This is a genomic window from Pseudorhodoferax sp. Leaf267, assembly GCF_001422405.1.
Taxonomy (GTDB): domain Bacteria; phylum Pseudomonadota; class Gammaproteobacteria; order Burkholderiales; family Burkholderiaceae_C; genus Pseudorhodoferax.
Map to the genome: position 1 here is coordinate 52752 of NZ_LMMV01000023.1, position 17213 is coordinate 69964.

17 protein-coding genes are annotated in these 17213 nt (G+C 69.8%); 10 read left to right on the forward strand and 7 right to left on the reverse strand.

The genetic code is table 11. The features are described 5' to 3' along the window. Positions 1-67: 67 nt before the first annotated feature. From ASF43_RS22240 to ASF43_RS22250, 3 genes are read left to right on the forward strand one after another with little or no spacing between them, the layout of a single operon-like run. Positions 68-1087, forward strand: a complete 1020-nt coding sequence (locus tag ASF43_RS22240) for a thiamine pyrophosphate-dependent dehydrogenase E1 component subunit alpha (RefSeq protein WP_056185898.1) — start codon at positions 68-70, stop codon at positions 1085-1087. Positions 1088-1125: 38 nt separating this feature from the next. Further along, positions 1126-2043 (forward strand): alpha-ketoacid dehydrogenase subunit beta, encoded by a 918-nt coding sequence (locus ASF43_RS22245; protein ID WP_369803318.1) that lies wholly within the window; start codon positions 1126-1128, stop codon positions 2041-2043. A 19-nt stretch (positions 2044-2062) separates the two neighbouring features. Further along, positions 2063-3079, forward strand: a complete 1017-nt coding sequence (locus ASF43_RS22250; protein ID WP_056185905.1) for a tripartite tricarboxylate transporter substrate binding protein — start codon at positions 2063-2065, stop codon at positions 3077-3079. Between the two features lie 81 nt (positions 3080-3160). Here the strand turns inward: ASF43_RS22250 and ASF43_RS22255 are convergent, their stop codons facing one another. Both ASF43_RS22255 and ASF43_RS22260 read right to left on the reverse strand, forming a co-directional pair. Next, complete coding sequence (locus ASF43_RS22255) at positions 3161-3487, reverse strand: DUF1840 domain-containing protein (protein WP_056185908.1); 327 nt, start codon at positions 3485-3487, stop codon at positions 3161-3163. 23 nt (positions 3488-3510) lie between these two features. Beyond that, entirely contained in the window at positions 3511-4782 is a 1272-nt protein-coding gene (locus ASF43_RS22260) for a cyclopropane-fatty-acyl-phospholipid synthase family protein (RefSeq protein ID WP_056185911.1), read from the reverse strand. A 125-nt stretch (positions 4783-4907) separates the two neighbouring features. Between ASF43_RS22260 and ASF43_RS22265 the strand changes: the two genes are divergently transcribed. The 6 genes from ASF43_RS22265 (at position 4908) to ASF43_RS22290 (ending at position 11914) form a co-directional block, all read left to right on the forward strand. Then, positions 4908-7289, forward strand: coding sequence for a bifunctional salicylyl-CoA 5-hydroxylase/oxidoreductase (locus ASF43_RS22265; RefSeq protein ID WP_056185914.1), 2382 nt, complete (start codon positions 4908-4910; stop codon positions 7287-7289). 1 nt (position 7290) lies between these two features. Then, entirely contained in the window at positions 7291-7767 is a 477-nt protein-coding gene (locus tag ASF43_RS22270) for a MarR family winged helix-turn-helix transcriptional regulator (protein ID WP_056185917.1), read from the forward strand. Further along, positions 7764-8618, forward strand: coding sequence for an enoyl-CoA hydratase family protein (locus tag ASF43_RS22275; protein ID WP_056185920.1), 855 nt, complete (start codon positions 7764-7766; stop codon positions 8616-8618). Before ASF43_RS22270 ends, ASF43_RS22275 begins: the two co-directional genes overlap by 4 nt. A 92-nt stretch (positions 8619-8710) precedes the next feature. Then, positions 8711-9886, forward strand: coding sequence for an acyl-CoA dehydrogenase family protein (locus tag ASF43_RS22280; RefSeq protein WP_056185922.1), 1176 nt, complete (start codon positions 8711-8713; stop codon positions 9884-9886). Positions 9887-9890: 4 nt separating this feature from the next. Beyond that, complete coding sequence (locus tag ASF43_RS22285; RefSeq protein ID WP_056185925.1) at positions 9891-11525, forward strand: AMP-binding protein; 1635 nt, start codon at positions 9891-9893, stop codon at positions 11523-11525. Continuing rightward, positions 11522-11914, forward strand: a complete 393-nt coding sequence (locus ASF43_RS22290) for a RidA family protein (protein ID WP_056185931.1) — start codon at positions 11522-11524, stop codon at positions 11912-11914. The genes ASF43_RS22285 and ASF43_RS22290 overlap by 4 nt, the downstream gene beginning before the upstream one ends. A gap of 40 nt (positions 11915-11954) precedes the next feature. Here ASF43_RS22290 and ASF43_RS22295 read toward each other — a convergent pair whose 3' ends face one another. Further along, positions 11955-13505, reverse strand: a complete 1551-nt coding sequence (locus ASF43_RS22295) for a gamma-glutamyltransferase family protein (RefSeq protein WP_056185933.1) — start codon at positions 13503-13505, stop codon at positions 11955-11957. Positions 13506-13671: 166 nt separating this feature from the next. On the opposite strand from ASF43_RS22295, the gene ASF43_RS22300 reads away from it, so the two are divergent. Further along, entirely contained in the window at positions 13672-14781 is a 1110-nt protein-coding gene (locus ASF43_RS22300) for an aminopeptidase (protein ID WP_235578335.1), read from the forward strand. A gap of 30 nt (positions 14782-14811) precedes the next feature. Here the strand turns inward: ASF43_RS22300 and ASF43_RS22305 are convergent, their stop codons facing one another. The 4 genes from ASF43_RS22305 to ASF43_RS22320 form a co-directional block, all read right to left on the reverse strand. After that, positions 14812-15066, reverse strand: a complete 255-nt coding sequence (locus tag ASF43_RS22305) for an acyl-CoA-binding protein (protein WP_056185936.1) — start codon at positions 15064-15066, stop codon at positions 14812-14814. Between the two features lie 44 nt (positions 15067-15110). Next, entirely contained in the window at positions 15111-15554 is a 444-nt protein-coding gene (locus tag ASF43_RS22310; RefSeq protein ID WP_056186613.1) for a hemerythrin domain-containing protein, read from the reverse strand. Between the two features lie 125 nt (positions 15555-15679). Further along, on the reverse strand, positions 15680-16453 hold the full coding sequence (locus ASF43_RS22315; RefSeq protein ID WP_056185938.1) for a hypothetical protein: 774 nt from the start codon (positions 16451-16453) through the stop codon (positions 15680-15682). 29 nt (positions 16454-16482) lie between these two features. Continuing rightward, a complete protein-coding gene (locus ASF43_RS22320) occupies positions 16483-17157 on the reverse strand; it encodes a TetR/AcrR family transcriptional regulator (protein ID WP_056185941.1) in 675 nt (224 codons plus the stop codon). Positions 17158-17213: the final 56 nt, after the last annotated feature.

Here is a 17213-nt window from a genome sequence, read left to right on the forward strand (position 1 = left end):
CGGCGGCGCGGCTTCGTTGGCTACCATCCGCCGCGTTGCGCGGCTGTCCTGCTGCGCGGGAATACCGATGCCGCCCACCCTCCCGCTTCCGACCCACGAGGCGCTGTACCGCACCATGCTGCGCATCCGCGCTTTCGAGAACGCCGCCGAGGCGGCCAGCCAGGGCGGTGTCAGCGCCTACGGCCAGCAGGCGGCCGGCAGTGCCCGGGTGCGCGGGCCGCTGCACCTGTCCACCGGCCAGGAGGCCGTGCCGGCCGGCGTCTGCGCCCACCTGCGCAGCAGCGACTACCTGACCTCCACGCACCGCGGCCACGGCCACACGCTGGCCAAGGGCGCAGACATGGCGCGCATGATGGCCGAGCTGTTCGGCAAGGCCACAGGCTTCAACGGCGGCAAGGGCGGCTCCATGCACATCGCCGATTTCTCGGTCGGCATGCTGGGCGCCAACGGCGTCGTGGCGGCCGGCCTGCCGATCGCGGTGGGCGCGGCCCATGCGCAGAAGCTGCAGCACACCGACGGCATCACCGTGTGCTTCTTCGGCGACGGCGCCATCAACCGTGGCCCCTTCCTCGAAGCCCTGAACTGGGCCCGTGTCTACGCCTTGCCCGTGCTGTTCGTCTGCGAGGACAACCGCTGGAGCGCCACCACGGCCAGCGGGCCGATGACGGCGGGCGAGGGCGCCTCGGCGCGCGCGGCCAGCCTGGGCATCGCGGCCACGCCCGTCGACGGCAACGACGTGCTGGCCGTGCACGCCTCCGCACGGCAACTGGTGGCCCAGGTGCGCGATGGCCAGGGGCCTTGCCTGCTGCATGCGCTGACCTACCGCGTGAAAGGCCATGTGTCCGTGGACCTGGCCGCCTACCGCGACCCGCAGGAACTGGCGGCGGCGCTGCGGACGGACCCGATCGCGCGCGCGCGGGCGGCCTATCTCGAACAGGGCGGCGCAGCGTTCGTGCTGGATGGCATCGAGGACGACGCCCGCGCCGAGGTCGAACGCGCGCTGGCCGCCGCAGATGCCGCGCCCTGGCCGCAAGCCGCAGCCGCTTTCACCGACGTGCAGACCACCGGGGCCGGTCAATGGTTCTGACGTACGCCCAAGCCGCAGCACTCGCCCTGCAGCATGAAATGGAAGCCGACCCGCGCGTGCTCGTGCTCGGCGAAGACGTGGGCCGCGGCGGCATCTTCGGCCAGTACAAGGGGCTGCAACAGCAGTTCGGCCCCGCGCGCGTGATCGACACGCCGATCAGCGAGGCGGCGATCATGGGCGCCGGCGTCGGCATGGCGCTGGCCGGCCTGCGGCCGGTGGTGGAAATGCGCGTCGTCGACTTCGCGCTGTGCGGCATGGACGAGATCGTGAACCAGGCCGCCAAGAACCGCTTCATGTTCGGCGGCCAGGGCCGCGTGCCGCTGGTCGCGCGCATGCCGGGCGGCATCTGGGACGCCTCGGCCGCGCAGCACTCGCAGTCGCTCGAAGCGTGGTTCGCGCACCTGCCCGGCGTGGTCGTGGTCTGCCCGTCCACGCCGCAGGACAACTACAGCCTGCTGCGCGCGGCGCTGGCCTGTGGTGACCCGGTGGTCTACATCGAACACAAGGGCCTGTGGAACGTGCAAGGCGATGTCGACCCCACGCTGGCCGTGCCGCTGGGCCAGGCCGCGCTGCGCCGCCGCGGCGACGACCTCACGCTGGTCAGCTGGAGCCGGCAGGCCGGCATCTGCGAGCAGGCAGCCGATGCGCTCGCCGCGCAAGGCATCGCCGTGGACTGCATCGACCTGCGCAGCATCTGGCCCTGGGACCGCGAGGCCGTGCTGGCCTCCTGCGCCCGCACGCGCCGCCTGCTCGTCGTGCACGAGGCCGTGCAGGCCGCGGGCTTCGGCGCCGAGATCGCAGCCACGGCCGCCGAGGCCACCGGTTGCCGCGTGGCCCGCCTGGGTGCACCGCGCATCCCGGTCGGCTATGCGCCCGTGCTGGAGGCGCAGTCGCGCGTCACGGCCGCGCAGATCGTCGCGCGCGCCACGGCCCTGCTGCAGAACACCACCCATTGAATCGACCCGGAGACTCTTGATGACCGCACCTTCGACCCTCGTTCCCGGCCGCCGCCTGCTGCTGGCCACCGCGGTGCTGGCCGCATGCAGCGCCCTGCCCGCCGCCGCGCAGGGCAGCTGGCCGACCAAGCCCGTGCGCATGGTCGTGCCGTTCGCGCCCGGCGGCACGACCGACATCCTGGCCCGCGCCATGGCCGTGGAGCTGACCAAGGCCCTGGGCCAGCCCTTCGTCGTGGACAACCGCGCCGGTGCCGGCGGCAACATCGGCGCCGACATCGTGGCCAAGGCCGCGCCGGACGGCTACACCATCCTCATGGGCACCGTGGGCACGCACGCCATCAACAAGTGGCTCTACGACAAGATGCCGTTCGACCCGGTCAAGGACTTCGCGCCCATCAGCCTGGTGGCCGGCGTGCCCAACGTGATGGTGGTCAACGCCGAGAAGGCGCGCTCGCTCAAGATCGGCAACGTGCAGCAGTTCATCGCCTACGCCAAGGCCAACCCGGGCAAGCTGAACATGGCCTCCAGCGGCAACGGCACGTCCATCCACATGGCCGGCGAGCTGTTCAAGACCATGACCGGGGCCTACATGGTCCACTTTCCGTACCGCGGCTCCGGCCCGGCGCTCATGGACATGGTGGGCGGGAACATGGACGTGATGTTCGACAACCTGCCATCGGCCATGCAGCAGATCAAGGCGGGCAAGCTCACGGCGCTCGCGGTCACCAGCGCGCAGCGCTCGGCGGCCTTGCCCGACGTGCCCACGGTGGAGCAGGCCGGCGGCCCCCAGCTCAAGGGTTTCGAGGCCAGCTCCTGGTTCGGCCTGCTGGCGCCGGCCGGCACGCCCATGGAGATCGTGAACCGCATCCAGCAGGAAGTGGCCAAGGCCATCAAGACGCCGGACGTCAGCGACAAGCTGCTGGCGCAGGGCGCCATCCCGAGCGGCAACACCCCGCAGGAATTCGCCAAGCTGATCGATGCGGAGCTGAAGAAGTGGGCGCCGGTGGTCAAGGCCTCCGGCGCCAAGGTGGACTGAGGGACGACGCGAGTACCGTCGCGCTACGCGCTACGCGCTACACGCTGCGGCGCTGAGCGCCTTGGGGCGGCCCGGTGGTGCTCAGACGCCCCAGACCACGTCGTGCCCCGCCGCCTCCGAGCGGCGCAGCATGTCGATGAATGGCACGGCGCGCTGGCGCAGTGACACCGTGTCGGCCTTGGGCGGCAGCTTCTCGCCCTTGGCCTCGGCCTCCTGTTCGGCGGCCTTGTGCTCCGCCTCTTCCTGGGCCACGGCGGCTTCCAGCGCAGCGATGGCCGCCGGCATCTGGGCGGGCTGGATGATGCCCGTGGGGTCCGGCGACTTGCCGATCAACTGCAGAACGCGCCGGCCGTTGGGCTCCAGCATGATGAGGTCGCCGGTGGCCTTGGATTTGAATTTGTAGAGCATGGTGTGGGCCGCGCGGGCGGCCTTCAGGTGGAGTACATGTAGCCCCGGTTGAACGGGTACGCTGATTGTGCGCCCGTGATGGTGCCGGTCTGCGTGAGGCCGCTGGGCCGGCTGGCCAGCATCTGGTGCAGCGAGATCCAGTTGTGTTCGAAGCTCATCGCGCTGCCCGCCAGGTACAGCCGGTACGCGCGCAGGATGCGCTCGGCGTCGCCTGCCTTGGCGGTCGTGGCCAGCGCGCCGCGGGCCTCGTCCAGCTGCGCCTCCAGTGCGTCCGACCAGGCCCATAAGGTCTTGGCGTAGTGCGGGCGCAGGTTCTCGGTGTCCAGCATCTCCAGGCCGGCATCGGCCATCTCGTGCAGCACCTGCGATACGTGCAGCAGCTCGCCGCCAGGGAAGATGTACTTCTCGATGAATTCGCCCATGCCGGCGCCCAGCTGCTCGTGCCCGGCCGACGAGCCCGTGATGCCGTGGTTCAGCACCAGGCCGCCGGGCACCAGCAACGCGTGGATCTTGCCGAAGTAGGTCGGCATGTTGGCCTTGCCCACATGCTCGAACATGCCGACCGAGGCGATCTTGTCGAAGGGCTCGGCCGCTGCCAGGTCGCGGTAGTCGCGCAGCAGCATGCGCACGCGGCCCTGCAGGCCACGGCGCGCGATCTCGCGGTTGACGTGCACGTGCTGGTTGCGCGACAGCGTGATGCCGGTCGCGTCCACGCCGTAGTGCTCGGCCGCCCACAGCAGCAGGCCGCCCCAGCCCGCGCCGATGTCCAGGAAGCGTTCGCCGGGCTGCAGCATCAGCTTCCTGCAGATGTGGTCCAGCTTGGCCTCCTGCGCCTGGGCCAGGCTCATGCCGGGTGCGCGGTAGTAGGCGCAGGAATAAACGCGCTTCTCGTCGAGCCACAGCGCGTAGAAGTCGTCCGACACGTCGTAGTGGAACTGCACCTGCTCGGCATCGCGCGCCGGCGAATGCGCGGCCAGCGACTTGGCGCGCCGCAGCACGCCGCCCCACCAGCGCGAGGAGCTGGCGCGGCCCGGGTGGCCCGGCAGCAGCCGGGCCGCCACCTCCATGAGGTCGCGCATGCGGCCCTGCAACTGCACGCGGCTTTCGACGAAATCCTCGGCCAGGCGGCCGATCTGACCGCTCGCCATGGTGGCCAGGCTGGACCAGTCCTGGAACGACAGCGTGACGGCGGCCGCAGGGGCGCCCACGCGTTCCCCGGCGGGCAACTGCAGCGCCACCGGGACCGGAAGCCCTTGCAGCCGGGCCTCGATCTGGGGGATGAGGAGATTGCGCATGCAACAAATTCTTGTCAAACGACAAAGACCCCGTCAAGACATGGGCCGTCGGGGAAAGCCCCCACTGCAGCGCCACCGGGTTCGCCGCCTTGACAGTATTTGATTGAAGCCTAAACTATTTCGTCATGAACATCCTGTGCATCGGCGGCGGTCCCGCGGGCCTGTACTTCGGCCTTCTCATGAAGCTGCAGAACCCCGGCCACCGGGTCACGGTGCTGGAGCGCAACCGGCCCTACGACACCTTCGGCTGGGGCGTGGTGCTGTCGGACCAGACGCTGGCCAACCTGCGCGCGGCCGACCCGGTGACGGCCCAGCGCATCGGCGAGCACTTCCACCACTGGGACGACATCGAGGTCTTCTTCAAGGGCCGCAGCGTGCGTTCGGGCGGCCACGGCTTTTGCGGCATCGGCCGCAAGCGGCTGCTCAACATCCTGCAGGACCGCTGCGCCGAGCTCGGTGTCGAACTCGTCTTCGAAACCGATGTGAGCGACGACCAGGACGCCGCACGCCGCCACGGCGCCGACCTGGTCATCGCCTGCGACGGCCTGAACAGCCGCGTGCGCCAGCGCTATGCCGACGTCTACCAGCCCGACGTGGACCTGCGCGCCTGCCGCTTCGTGTGGCTCGGCACGCACAAGCGCTTCGACGCGTTCACGTTCGCGTTCGAAGAGACCGAGCACGGCTGGTTCCAGGCCCATGCCTACCAGTTCGATGCCGACACCTCCACCTTCATCGTGGAGACGCCCGAGTCCGTCTGGAAGGCGCACGGCCTGGACCGCATGGAGCAGCCCGAGGCCATCGCTTTTTGCGAAAAGCTCTTCGCGCGCTACCTCGACGGCGAGAAGCTGATCAGCAATGCCGGCCACCTGCGCGGCTCGGCGATCTGGATCCGCTTCCCGCGCGTGGTCTGCAACACCTGGGTGCACCGCGTGGACATCGACGGCCGCGCCGTGCCCGTGGTGCTGATGGGCGATGCCGCGCACACGGCGCACTTTTCGATCGGCAGCGGCACCAAGCTGGCGCTGGAAGACGCGATCGACCTGGCCAACGCCTTCGCCGCCGAGCCGCAGCCCGATGCCGCGCTGGCCGCCTACGAGGCGCGCCGCAGCGTGGAGGTGCTGAAGATCCAGAACGCCGCGCGCAATTCCACCGAGTGGTTCGAGAACGTGGCGCGCTACAGCGGCATGGAGGTCGAGCAGTTCGCCTACTCGCTGCTCACGCGCTCGCAGCGCATCAGCCACGAGAACCTGCGGCTGCGCGACGCGCGCTGGTTGCGCGGCTACGAGGCCTGGCTGGCCACGCGCCTGCCGGCACCGCGTGCCGATGGCGCGCCCGCTGCGCTCGACACGGCCGCCCGGTTGCCCATGCTGCTGCCGCTGACGCTGCGCGGCCTTACGCTGAAAAACCGCATCGTCGTCTCGCCCATGGCCACCTACAGCGCCATCGACGGCGTGCCGCAGGACTTCCACCTCGTGCACCTGGGCGCCCGTGCGCTGGGCGGCGCGGGGCTGGTGTTCGTCGAGATGACCAGCCCCACGCCCGAAGGCCGCATCACGCCCGGCTGCCCCGGCCTGTGGAACGCGGCGCAGCAATCGGCGTTCACGCGCATCGTCGACTTCGTGCACGGCAACGGCAGTGCCGCCATCGGCCTGCAGCTGGGCCACAGCGGCCCCAAGGGCTCGACCCAGCTGGGCTGGGAGGCGATGGACGAGCCCCTGCCCGAGGGCAACTGGCCGCTGCTGGCCGCCAGCGCCGTGCCCTACGGCCAGCAGAACCAGGTGCCGCGCGCCATGACGCGCGCCGACATGGACGTGCTGCGCGAGCAGTTCGTCGAGTCCACGCGCCGCGCCGCGGCGGCCGGCTTCGACTGGCTGGAGCTGCACTGCGCACACGGCTATCTGCTGTCCAGCTTCATCACGCCGCTGACCAATCGGCGCACCGACGACTACGGCGGCAGTTTGGAGAACCGCCTGCGCTACCCGCTCGAAGTGTTCGCCGCCATGCGCGCCGTGTGGCCGGCCGAGCGGCCCATGAGCGTGCGCATCTCCGCGCACGACTGGGCCGAGGGCGGCCACACGGGCGACGACGGCGTGGCCGTGGCGCGGCTGTTCCATGCGGCTGGCTGCGACATGATCGACGTGTCCTCGGGCCAGACCACGCGCGCCGCCAGGCCCGTGTACGGCCGCATGTACCAGACGCCTTTCGCCGACCGCATCCGCAACGAGGTCGGCATCCGCACCATCGCGGTGGGCGCCATCAGCGAGGCCGACCAGGCCAACAGCATCATCGCCGCGGGCCGCGCCGACCTGTGCGCCGTGGCCCGCCCGCACCTGGCCGACCCGGCCTGGACGCTGCACGAGGTGGCGCGGCTGCAGGCCGACCCACGCGCCAACCACAGCGGCGCCGAGTGGCCGCGCCAGTACCTGAGCGGGCGCGACCAGATGCTGCGCGAGCTGGCGAAACAACAGCAGATGGCGGCCGCGGCGCAAGCCGAAGAAGAAAGCTGACATGGACCTCGAAGCCCGCGCCCACAGCGAACACCCGGACGAGTTGCGCCTGTGGCTGCGCCTGTTGACCTGCACGCAGCAGATCGAGCGCCAGGTGCGCGCCGGCCTGCGCGACCAGTTCGACACCACGCTGCCGCGCTTCGACCTGATGGCGCAGCTGGAGCGCGCCCCCGAGGGCATGAAGATGAACGAGCTGTCGCGCCGCATGATGGTGACGGGCGGCAACGTGACCGGCATCACCGACCAGCTCGTGACCGAGGGCCTGGTCGAGCGCATGGAAGTGGAGGGCGACCGCCGCGCCTACCGCGTGCGCCTGACGGCCAAGGGCCGCAGCCAGTTCCACGCCATGGCGCAGCGCCACGAGCAATGGATCGTGGACGCGTTCTCGGCCCTGGGCGTGCGCGACATCGCCACGCTGCACCGGCTGCTGGGCAAGGTCAAGCAGCACACGCTGAACAATTTCCTGGAGACCTCATGAAGCATTACATCGGCGCGGGCAATCCCATGCGCGCACAGTTCGACGCCAAGGCCGGCTACGTGGCCGCGCATTTCGCCTGGCAGTTCGAGGGCGGCGTTGGCACCATCACGCTGAACCGGCCCGAGCGCAAGAACCCGCTGACCTTCGACTCGTACGCCGAGCTGCGTGACCTGTTCCATGCGCTGCGCTTCGCCACCGACGTGAAGGCGATCGTCGTCACGGGCGAGGGCGGCAACTTCTGCTCGGGCGGCGACGTGCACGACATCATCGGTCCGCTCACGAAGATGACCATGCCCGAGCTGCTGGAGTTCACGCGCATGACCGGCGATCTCGTCAAGACCATGCGCAACTGCCCGCAGCCCATCATCGGCGCCATCGACGGCATCTGCGCCGGTGCCGGCGCCATGATGGCGCTGGCCTGTGACCTGCGCTACGGCAGCGAGGCGACGAAGACGGCCTTCCTGTTCACGCGCGTGGGCCTGGCCGGCGCCGACATGGGGGCCTGCGCGCTGCTGCCGCGCGTGATTGGCCAGGGCCGCGCGTCCGAGCTGCTGTTCACGGGCCGCGCGATGACGGCGGCCGAAGGCCTGGCCTGGGGCTTCTTCAACGCATTGCATGGCCGCGAGGAGCTGCTCGCCAGGGCCCAGGCCATGGCGCAGGAACTGGCGGCCGGCCCGACCTTCGCCCACGGCATGACCAAGACCATGCTGCAGCAGGAATGGGCCATGACCATCGAGCAGGCCATCGAGGCCGAGGCCCAGGCCCAGGCCATCTGCATGCAGACCGAAGACTTCAAGCGGGCCTACGAAGCCTTTGCCGCCAAGCAGAAGCCGCAGTTCGCGGGGGACTGATATGAAACGACCCCCACGCTTCCCCGCTTCGCGCGGTCCGCTGCCCCCCGAGGGGGTGCGTCAATGCCTCCGGGCGGCCGGGCGGCACTGACATGCAGCCGTCTACCGAACACCTGTCGCTGCCGTTCTTCGCGGCCGAGCACCGCGCGCTGGCCGATGCGCTGCTGCCCTGGGCCGCCGCGCAAGAGGTCGACGAGGCCGACGACCGCGCCGCCTGCCGCGACTGGGTGGCGCTGCTGGGGCAGGGCGGCTTCCTGCGCTACTGCGTGCCGCAGGCCTTCGGTGGCGCGCTGGAGCGGCTGGATTCGCGCGCGCTTGTCGTGCTGCGCGAGACGCTGGCCTTCCACTCGCCGCTGGCCGATTTTGCGTTCGCCATGCAGGGCCTGGGCAGCGGTGCGATCACGCTGGCCGGCTCGCCCGCGCAGCAGGCCCAGTACCTCGGCGCCGTTGCGCGCGGCGAGAAGATCGCGGCCTTCGCGCTCAGCGAGGCCGAGGCTGGCTCCGACGTCGCCGCCATGGCCACGCGCGCCGTGCCCGATGGCGAGGGCTGGCAGCTGGACGGCGCCAAGACCTGGATCAGCAACGGCGGCATTGCCGACTTCTATTGCGTGTTCGCCAAGACCGAGCCGCAGGCCGGCACGCGCGGCATCACGGCGTTCGTCGTCGATGCCGATGCGCGCGGGCTGGACACCAGCGAGCACATTGCCGTGATGGCGCCGCACCCGCTGGCCACACTGCGCTTTGAGGCCTGCGGCGTGCCGGCCGCGGCGCAGCTGGGCGAGCTGAACGGCGGCTTCAAGCTCGCCATGCGCACGTTGGACATCTTCCGCGCCTCGGTGGCCGCTGCGGCACTGGGCTTCGCGCGCCGCGCGTTGGCCGAGGCGGTCGCCCATGCCAAGGGCCGCAAGATGTTCGGCCAGACCTTGGCGGACTTTCAGCTCACGCAGGCCCGCCTCGGCGAGATGGCGGCGCTCGTGGAGGCTGCTGCCCAGCTGACGTACCGGGCAGCCTGGATGCGCGACGTGGCCGGCCTGGGCACGCCTGCGCTGGCCCGCGCCTATACGGCCGCCGCCGCCATGGCCAAGATGACGGCCACCGAGAACGCCCAGCGCGTGATCGACATGGCGCTGCAGATGCACGGCGGCCTGGGCGTGAAGGTGGGCACCAAGGTCGAGAGCCTGTACCGCGACATTCGCTCGCTGCGCATCTACGAAGGCGCGACCGAGGTGCAGCAGCTCATCATCGGCAAGTCCGTCTTGCAGGGGTAGCACCATGGCAGCCATTCCCTCACGTGGCACCAGCGCCCAGGTCGACCGCTTCGTGCACGACCGCCTGCCGCCAGCCGCGCAGTGGCCGCAGATGCGCTACGACCTGCCCGAACTGCAACTGCCCGATCAGCTGAACCTGGTCGAGGAGCTGCTGGACAAGGCCGCCGACAAGCCTTGGGCCGACCGGCCTTTGCTGCGCTCGCCGGCCCGCACCCTGAGCTACCGCGCCACGCGCGTGGAGGTCGACCGCATCGCCCAGGTGCTGGTCGAGGACCTGCGCCTGGTGCCCGGCAACCGCGTGCTGCTGCGCGGCGGCAATTCGGTGGAGATGGCGCTGGCCTGGCTGGCCGTTGTGAAGGCCGGGCTGATCGCCGTGGCGACCATGCCGCTGCTGCGCGCCAAGGAGCTGGGCGACATCGTCGAGAAGGCGCAACCCGTCGCCGCGCTGTGCGAGGCCCGGTTGCTCGACGAGTTGCACGCCGCGCAGGCGCAGCACCCGGTGCTGGCGCATGTCCTGGCGTTCCACGCGCCCGGTGACGACACCAGCCTGGAAGCGCGCGCCGCGCGTAAGGCAGGCCAGTTCACGGCCTGCCCCACGGCCGCCGACGACATCGCGCTTCTGGCGTTCACTTCCGGCACCACGGGCAAGCCCAAGGCACCCGTCACCAGCCACCGGGAGGTCATCGCCATGTGCAACTGCTGGCCGCGCCATGTGCTCAAGGCCCGGCCCGAGGACATCGTGATGGGCTCGCCGCCGCTGGCTTTCACGTTCGGCCTGGGGGGCCTGCTGGTCTTCCCGATGTGGGCGGGGGCCAGTGTCTACTTTCCCGACATCCCCTACACACCCGAAGCCATGGTGCGGCTGATCCGGGAGGTGGGCGCCACCATCGTTTACACCGCGCCCACGTTCTACCGGCAGATGGCACCGTTCGCCAAGGCGTTGGGCCTGCCGTCCTTGCGCACCACGGTCAGCGCCGGTGAGGCATTGCCCGACGCCACGCGCCAGCTCTGGAAGGAGGCCACCGGCATCGAGATGCTGGACGGGATCGGCGGCACCGAGGTGTTCCACATCTACATCTCTGCGCCGCCCGACGAGGTGCGGCGTGGCGCCATCGGCAAGGTGGTGCCGGGCTTCACGGCCAGGATCCTCGACGACGAGGGCCGCGAACTGCCGCGGGGCCAGGTCGGCAAGCTGGCGCTGGTCGGCCCGGTGGGCTGCCGCTACCTGGACGACGCGCGACAGACGAGCTATGTGAAGGACGGCTGGAACTACCCTGGCGATGCCTTCGTGCAGGACGAGGACGGCTACTTCTTCTACCAGTCGCGTGCCGACGACATGATCATCACGGCCGGCTACAACGTCGGCGGCCCCGAGGTCGAGGACGCCTTGCTGCAGCACCCGGCCGTGGCCGAATGCGGCGTGATCGGCAAGCCCGACGCCGAACGCGGCATGCTGGTCAAGGCATTCTGCGTGCTCAAGCCGGGCCATGTGGGCGATGCGGCGATGGTGCGGGCACTGCAGGACCATGTGAAGGCCCACATCGCGCCGTTCAAATACCCGCGCGAGATCGCGTTCGTGGCCAGCCTGCCGCGCACCGAGACCGGCAAATTGCAACGCTTCAAACTCAAACAGCTATGAAACTCCTGCAACCACCGGGCTGGACGGCGCCCAAGGGTTATGCCAACGGCGTCGCCGCGCGCGGCACCATGGTGTTCGTCGGCGGCCAGATCGGCTGGAACGCGCAGCAGCAGTTCGAGACCGACGACTTCATCGCGCAGACCGGCCAGGCGCTGCGCAATGTCGTCGACGTGCTGCGCGAGGCTGGCGCCGGGCCCGAGCACATGGTGCGCATGACCTGGTACGTGACCGACCGCGTGGAATACAACAGCCGCCTGCCCGAGCTCGGCAAGGTCTACCGCGAGGCCATGGGCCGCAACTTCCCGGCCATGACCTGCGTGCAGGTCAGCGGGCTCATGGAGGCGCGCGCCAAGGTGGAGATCGAAGTCACGGCGGTGGTGCCGGACTGACAAAAACGTCCGGCCGCGCGCAGTTTGTCAGCGCCCCGCGCTACCAGGCCACGGCATGGGCCTGGCGGCGCAGGTCGGCCACGGCCTCCAGCCCGCCCAGCGGGTGGGCACGGACGGCCTTGACCGAGCCGAAGCACAGCTCCTGCGCCACGTTCTCGACGACCTCCAGGCCCTGGCCGCGCAGCGCGGGCGCCACGGCCGGGTCCATGCCGGGCTCCAGGAGCACGCCGCCCTCGGGGTTCAGGCTCCAGCGCGGGCGGCCCGCGATCTCGCCCAGCGTCGCCTCGGTCTCCAGCGCGCCGCTGGCGAACTGCACACCGCAGGTGGTCTGGTTCACGCCGCCGGGCGACACGGCCGCCAGCTCGGCGCGGTTGCCGTGGACCACGATGTAGGGGCTCAGCGTGTGGGCCGGCCGGATCAGTGGCTGCACGCTGTTCGGCATGCCGGGCTGGGCGACGAAATCGGACATGCGGTTGTTCAGCAACACGCCGGTGCCCGGGTCCACGCAGCCCGAACCCAGGGGCTGGAACACGCTTTGCAGCAGGGCCACGGCATTGCCCTCGACATCCATGGCGACGAAGCCGGACGCATCGGCCGGCATGGCGGCACCCGCATGCGGCCCAGGCGCGGGGCCGGGGCTCAGGTGGCGCTCGCCCAGGTCGAAGTCGGCCGGCATCAGCCGCTTGCGGGCCGGGTCGCCGATGCGCGACCGGTAGCGGTGCAGCACGGCGATGGCGCGCATCACATCGGCGTCGGCAGTCTCGGCCCCACGCGCGGCGCGGGCGGTGGCGCGCAGGTTGAGCTGGCGCAGCATCAGCACGCTGACTGCATTGGGCGGCGCGACATGCACCTCGCGGCCGGCGTACCGCGTGTGCCAGCTCTGCCACCAGTCGGCCTGGGCACGGGCCAGGTCCTCCTGGCCAAGCCAGCCGCCGTGCTCGGCGCAGAAGGCGGCCAGGCTGCGTGCGACCCAGCCGCCGAAAAAGCCGTCCTCGCCGTTCCTGGCAATGGTCTGCAGCACCTCGGCCATGCGCGGCTGGCGCATGGGCTGCCCGGCCGCCAGCAGCTGCCCCTTGCGGCAGAAGCTGTCGGTGAAGCCGGGCTGGGCCGAGACGGCGGGATCGGCCAGGGCCAGATTGCGCGCCAGCTCTTCCGACGTGCCGATGCCACCGTCGGCCGCCGCGATGGCCGGTGCCAGCAACTGGCCCCAGGGCAGGCGGCCGAAGCGCTCGTGGGCACGTGCCCACAGCCGCACCAGGGTCGGCGTCACCGCAGCCTGCACGCCATGGCGCGGCATCACGCCCGCGTCTGCCAGCGCCTGGGCCGGCGTGGCAGCCGGCGCGCGGCCCGTGCCGTTCAGCACCTGCACCTGGTGCGAGGTGGCGTCGAAGTACAGCAACATGCCGCAGCCGCCCAGCGAACTCGCGTGCGGCTGCGTGACTGTCAACATTGCCGACGCCGCGATCATGGCGTCGATCAGCGAGCCGCCCTGTTCCACGACCCGCTGCGCGGTCAAGGTCGACAGGTGGTGGCCGCTGGCGATTGCCGTCAGGCGGCCATACTGGCTCTTGGGGCGGCCGTGGCTGGACATGTCAGGACCACCGCATCGAAAAGGAGTTGAAAAACCGCTGCATGCCCGGCTTGGACGCACGGCGGCAGCCTTGGTTCACCGATGGAGAAAGATTCGCAGCAGGCATGTGCGAAGCACAGCAACCTGCGTGCCAGAACGGCTGGCCAAGCTCCGTAAACTCGCCTCCGTGCCACATCCTTCCATCCGTACCTGGGCCACGACCGCGCGCGCGGCAGGGGCATCGTTGGTGCTGCTGTGCGTGTCGGGCTGTGCCGACATGTCCTACTACTGGCAGTCCGCGCGCGGGCACCTGCAGCTCATGCACGCAGCGCGGCCGATCCAGGACTGGCTGGACGACGCCAAGGCGCCGCCCGAGCTCAAGCGCCAGCTCGAGCTCGCGCGCCGTCTGCGTGCGTTTGCCGTGGATGCCCTGCATCTGCCCGATAACGCGAGCTACCACCGCTACGCCGACCTGGGCCGGCGCGCCGCCGTGTGGAATGCGATCGCGGCACCGCCGTACTCGCTCAAGCTCAAGACCTGGTGCTTCCCGTTCACCGGCTGCATCGGCTACCGCGGCTACTTCGACGAGCGCGAGGCGCAGGCCCTGGCGGCGCAGTTGCGCAGCGACGGGCTGGAAGCCAGCGTCTACGGCGTGCCGGCCTATTCCACGCTGGGCTGGATGAACTGGCTCGGCGGCGACCCGCTGCTGAACACCTTCATCCAATACCCCGAGGGCGAGCTGGCCCGCATGCTGTTCCATGAGCTGGCGCACCAGATGGTGTACGTGCAGGACGACACGCAGTTCAACGAATCCTTCGCGACGGCGGTCGAGCGTCTGGGCAGCGCGCAGTGGCTGGCCACGCACGCCAGTGAGGCCGCCCGGGTCGAGTACGCGCGCTTCGACAGCCGGCGCCGCGAGTTCCGCGCCTTGATGCTGGCCACGCGTAAACAGCTCGAGGCCGTGTATGCCGACGGCGCCAATGCCCAGCCCATGGCCGAGCGCAAGGCGCAGGTGATGGAGGCGTTCCGCACCGATTACGCGCTGCTCAAGCGTGAGCGCTGGCAGGGCTTCGCGGGCTATGACGCCTACGTGGAGCGGGTCAACAACGCCAGCTTTGGCGTGCAGGCAGCCTACGACGGGCTGGTGCCGGCCTTCGAAGCGCTGTTCGAACGTGAAGGCCGCGACTGGCCGCGCTTTTATGCCGCCGTGCGGTCGCTGGCTGCGCGGTCCAAGGCAGAGCGTGACCTGGCCCTCGGCTTGCTCGCGCCGCTCTCCGGGCCTGCAGCGGGGACCTGAGCGGCGCATCGAGGGTTCGGGGTGCCGGCGCTATTCGAGCGCGGACACGGCGTCGATGTACTGCTGCATGGCGTCTTCGCCCGACATGCCCTGCAGCTTGTTCCAGGCGTCCCACTTGGCACGGCCCACCATGTCGGAGAAGCCGGGCTTGGGCGCCTTGTTGTCGCCGGCACTGGCCTGCTTGTACAGCCCGTAGAGCCGCAGCAACGTGGCGTTGTCGGGGCGCTGGCTCAGCTGTTGCGACTGGTGGACGGCGGCCTGGAAGGCGGTCTGGAGTTCGGACATGGCGGGCTCTTGTGGTGGGTGGCGTGGTGCTTGCGCGCCAGCTTTCAGGCCTGGACGCGCTGGGTCGTGAATTCTGCCTCGTAGGCCTTGGCGAGTGCGGTTTTCTGCGCGGCAGATAGCACCTTGCCAGCGAGCTGGAAGAACACCTGCTCTTCCTCGTCCAGGTGGTGGTGCACCTTGTGCCGCAGCGCGCGCGCCTTGACCAGCCAGGCCGGCGACGACATCTCCGTGTCCGCCAGTTCCTCCACCATCTCGTCCATCTCATGGTGCTCGGCGATGCCGTGGCGCGCGGTATCGACCGTGGCGTCGTGCTCGATCAAAGGCACGTAAAAGCAGCGCTCCTCTGCCGTCTCGTGCGCCTGCAGTTCCTTGCGCAGCGCCGTGAACACGACACTGCGTTCGCGGCTGTCGCCCTCGGTGGCGACCAACTGGTCCACCAGCGCGCGCTGGGTCTGGTGGCTGATGCGGAGCGCTTCGAAGATGTTCATGGGGTCGTCCGGCAAGATGTACACAGGTGTGCGCGTGCATGGTGCCCAGCGTGGCCGCCGCGGGCAAGGCCAACCGCCCGTTCCCGCTGTAGGACCAACGCGCATCGCCCACCGGACGGCGCGCGTCAGTTGGCCAGCTCGGCCTGCGCCATCTCCACGTCGAGCCGTTCCGTGGCGTCTGCCGGCGTGGCGGCTGCCGCCTGCTCATACAGGGCTGTCGCCTCCTGCAGCTTGTCGTCGCCATCGAGCATGACCAATGCGTTGGCGTACTCCACCAGCCCGATCACGGAGCCCGGGTGCAGCCTGAGCGCCTGCTGGAACATGCGCAGGCCCACGTCCCGCTTGGCGCCGTAGGTCATGCTGCCGATCAGCGAGCCGACCTTGTCGATCACCTCGGCGTGGAAGGTGCCCAGCGCAATGTGCGCGTCGGCATGGCTGGGCGCCAGGTCGATCACACGCTCCAGCGATTCCTTGACCCGCGTGCCCAGCCCCTGGGCCAGCGCCTTGGCCACGCTGATCCCCTGGCTGTAGCGCCCCAGCGCATAGGCGCGCCAGTACCAGGCGTTGGGGTTGTGCGGCTCGGCCAGCAGCTGCTTCTCGGCCCGCTCGGCCACGTCCTGGAACAGTGCGAGCCGCGTCTTCTCGCGAGGTTCGAGGTAGTTGGCGTAAATCGCCGTCGCCTTGTTGGCCACCGTGATGCCGGCGCCGCCGGCCTTGAGCCCGGCCTCGCAGGCCTGGCGAAACTCACCGTTGTGGAACAAGGCCCAGGCATGCAGCACGGCCTGGTCGTGCGGCGCAGGCTCGACATCGGCCACATGCAGGCGCGACCACGCCTTCAGGACACTGGCGCCGTCGAAACTGAACGCGCCGACGTAGGGGAAAGCGGTCCATTCGCCCATCGTTGTCTCCTTCTTGCGGTTGCGCCAGTCTAAATTTTTTGCGTGACAGCCGCTTGCTCGTATGCAGATACTAATGAAGCCAGGTGTTCGCGCTGCTCCGCCGCCAGATAAGGCAGCAGCAAGGCCAGCACATGGGTAGCGCCGCGCAGCACGGCGCCTTGTGCGGCTTCGGGTTCCATGGCGCCGCGCGGGGCCAGCGCGTATTCGAAGCTGAGCCAGTAGGTCAGCACTACGACCATGCTGGTGGCGGTGGTCTGCGCTTCGGTCGGCGCGATCTGCAGTGCGCCGTGGTGACCCATGGCCTGCAGCATGCCGCGCACGGCGCGCGACTTGCCTTGCAGTACGGTCTGCACATGCTGCTCCAGCCGGCGGTTGTTGCTCAGCAGGTCGTTCAGGTCGCGGTACAGGAAGCGGTACTCCCAGATGCGTTCGAAAACGCTGTGCAGGAAGAACCAAGCGTCTTCCACATCACGCACCTCCTGCCCCGCATCCAGCAGTTCGCCCATCGCCTGGGCATAGCGGTCGAACAGCGCGCCCAGCAGTTCGTCCTTGGCGGGGTAGTGGTAGTAGAGGTTGCCGGGGCTGATGTTCAACTCGGCCGCAATCAGCGTGGTGGACACGTTCGGCGCGCCCAGGCGGTTGAACAGCGCCAGCGTGACTTCCAGAATCCGTTCGGCCGTCCGGCGTGGGGCCTTCTTCGCCATTTGTTGTCTCCCCTCGGGCTGCTGGTCGGCCTGGCTGCGGCCCAGCATGCACCAGG

Excerpts from the sequence above, each read along its gene's own strand:
- ASF43_RS22265 (WP_056185914.1), top strand. The coding sequence starts at position 4,908 with ATGAACATCCTGTGCATCGGCGGCGGTCCCGCGGGCCTGTACTTCGGC.
- ASF43_RS22260 (WP_056185911.1), bottom strand. The coding sequence starts at position 4,782 with ATGCGCAATCTCCTCATCCCCCAGATCGAGGCCCGGCTGCAAGGGCTT.
- ASF43_RS22275 (WP_056185920.1), top strand. The coding sequence starts at position 7,764 with ATGAAGCATTACATCGGCGCGGGCAATCCCATGCGCGCACAGTTCGAC.
- ASF43_RS22255 (WP_056185908.1), bottom strand. The coding sequence starts at position 3,487 with ATGCTCTACAAATTCAAATCCAAGGCCACCGGCGACCTCATCATGCTG.
- ASF43_RS22290 (WP_056185931.1), top strand. The coding sequence starts at position 11,522 with ATGAAACTCCTGCAACCACCGGGCTGGACGGCGCCCAAGGGTTATGCC.
- ASF43_RS22280 (WP_056185922.1), top strand. The coding sequence starts at position 8,711 with ATGCAGCCGTCTACCGAACACCTGTCGCTGCCGTTCTTCGCGGCCGAG.
- ASF43_RS22305 (WP_056185936.1), bottom strand. The coding sequence starts at position 15,066 with ATGTCCGAACTCCAGACCGCCTTCCAGGCCGCCGTCCACCAGTCGCAA.
- ASF43_RS22285 (WP_056185925.1), top strand. The coding sequence starts at position 9,891 with ATGGCAGCCATTCCCTCACGTGGCACCAGCGCCCAGGTCGACCGCTTC.
- ASF43_RS22240 (WP_056185898.1), top strand. The coding sequence starts at position 68 with ATGCCGCCCACCCTCCCGCTTCCGACCCACGAGGCGCTGTACCGCACC.
- ASF43_RS22295 (WP_056185933.1), bottom strand. The coding sequence starts at position 13,505 with ATGTCCAGCCACGGCCGCCCCAAGAGCCAGTATGGCCGCCTGACGGCA.
- ASF43_RS22245 (WP_369803318.1), top strand. The coding sequence starts at position 1,126 with ATGGAAGCCGACCCGCGCGTGCTCGTGCTCGGCGAAGACGTGGGCCGC.
- ASF43_RS22310 (WP_056186613.1), bottom strand. The coding sequence starts at position 15,554 with ATGAACATCTTCGAAGCGCTCCGCATCAGCCACCAGACCCAGCGCGCG.
- ASF43_RS22250 (WP_056185905.1), top strand. The coding sequence starts at position 2,063 with ATGACCGCACCTTCGACCCTCGTTCCCGGCCGCCGCCTGCTGCTGGCC.
- ASF43_RS22315 (WP_056185938.1), bottom strand. The coding sequence starts at position 16,453 with ATGGGCGAATGGACCGCTTTCCCCTACGTCGGCGCGTTCAGTTTCGAC.
- ASF43_RS22320 (WP_056185941.1), bottom strand. The coding sequence starts at position 17,157 with ATGGCGAAGAAGGCCCCACGCCGGACGGCCGAACGGATTCTGGAAGTC.
- ASF43_RS22270 (WP_056185917.1), top strand. The coding sequence starts at position 7,291 with ATGGACCTCGAAGCCCGCGCCCACAGCGAACACCCGGACGAGTTGCGC.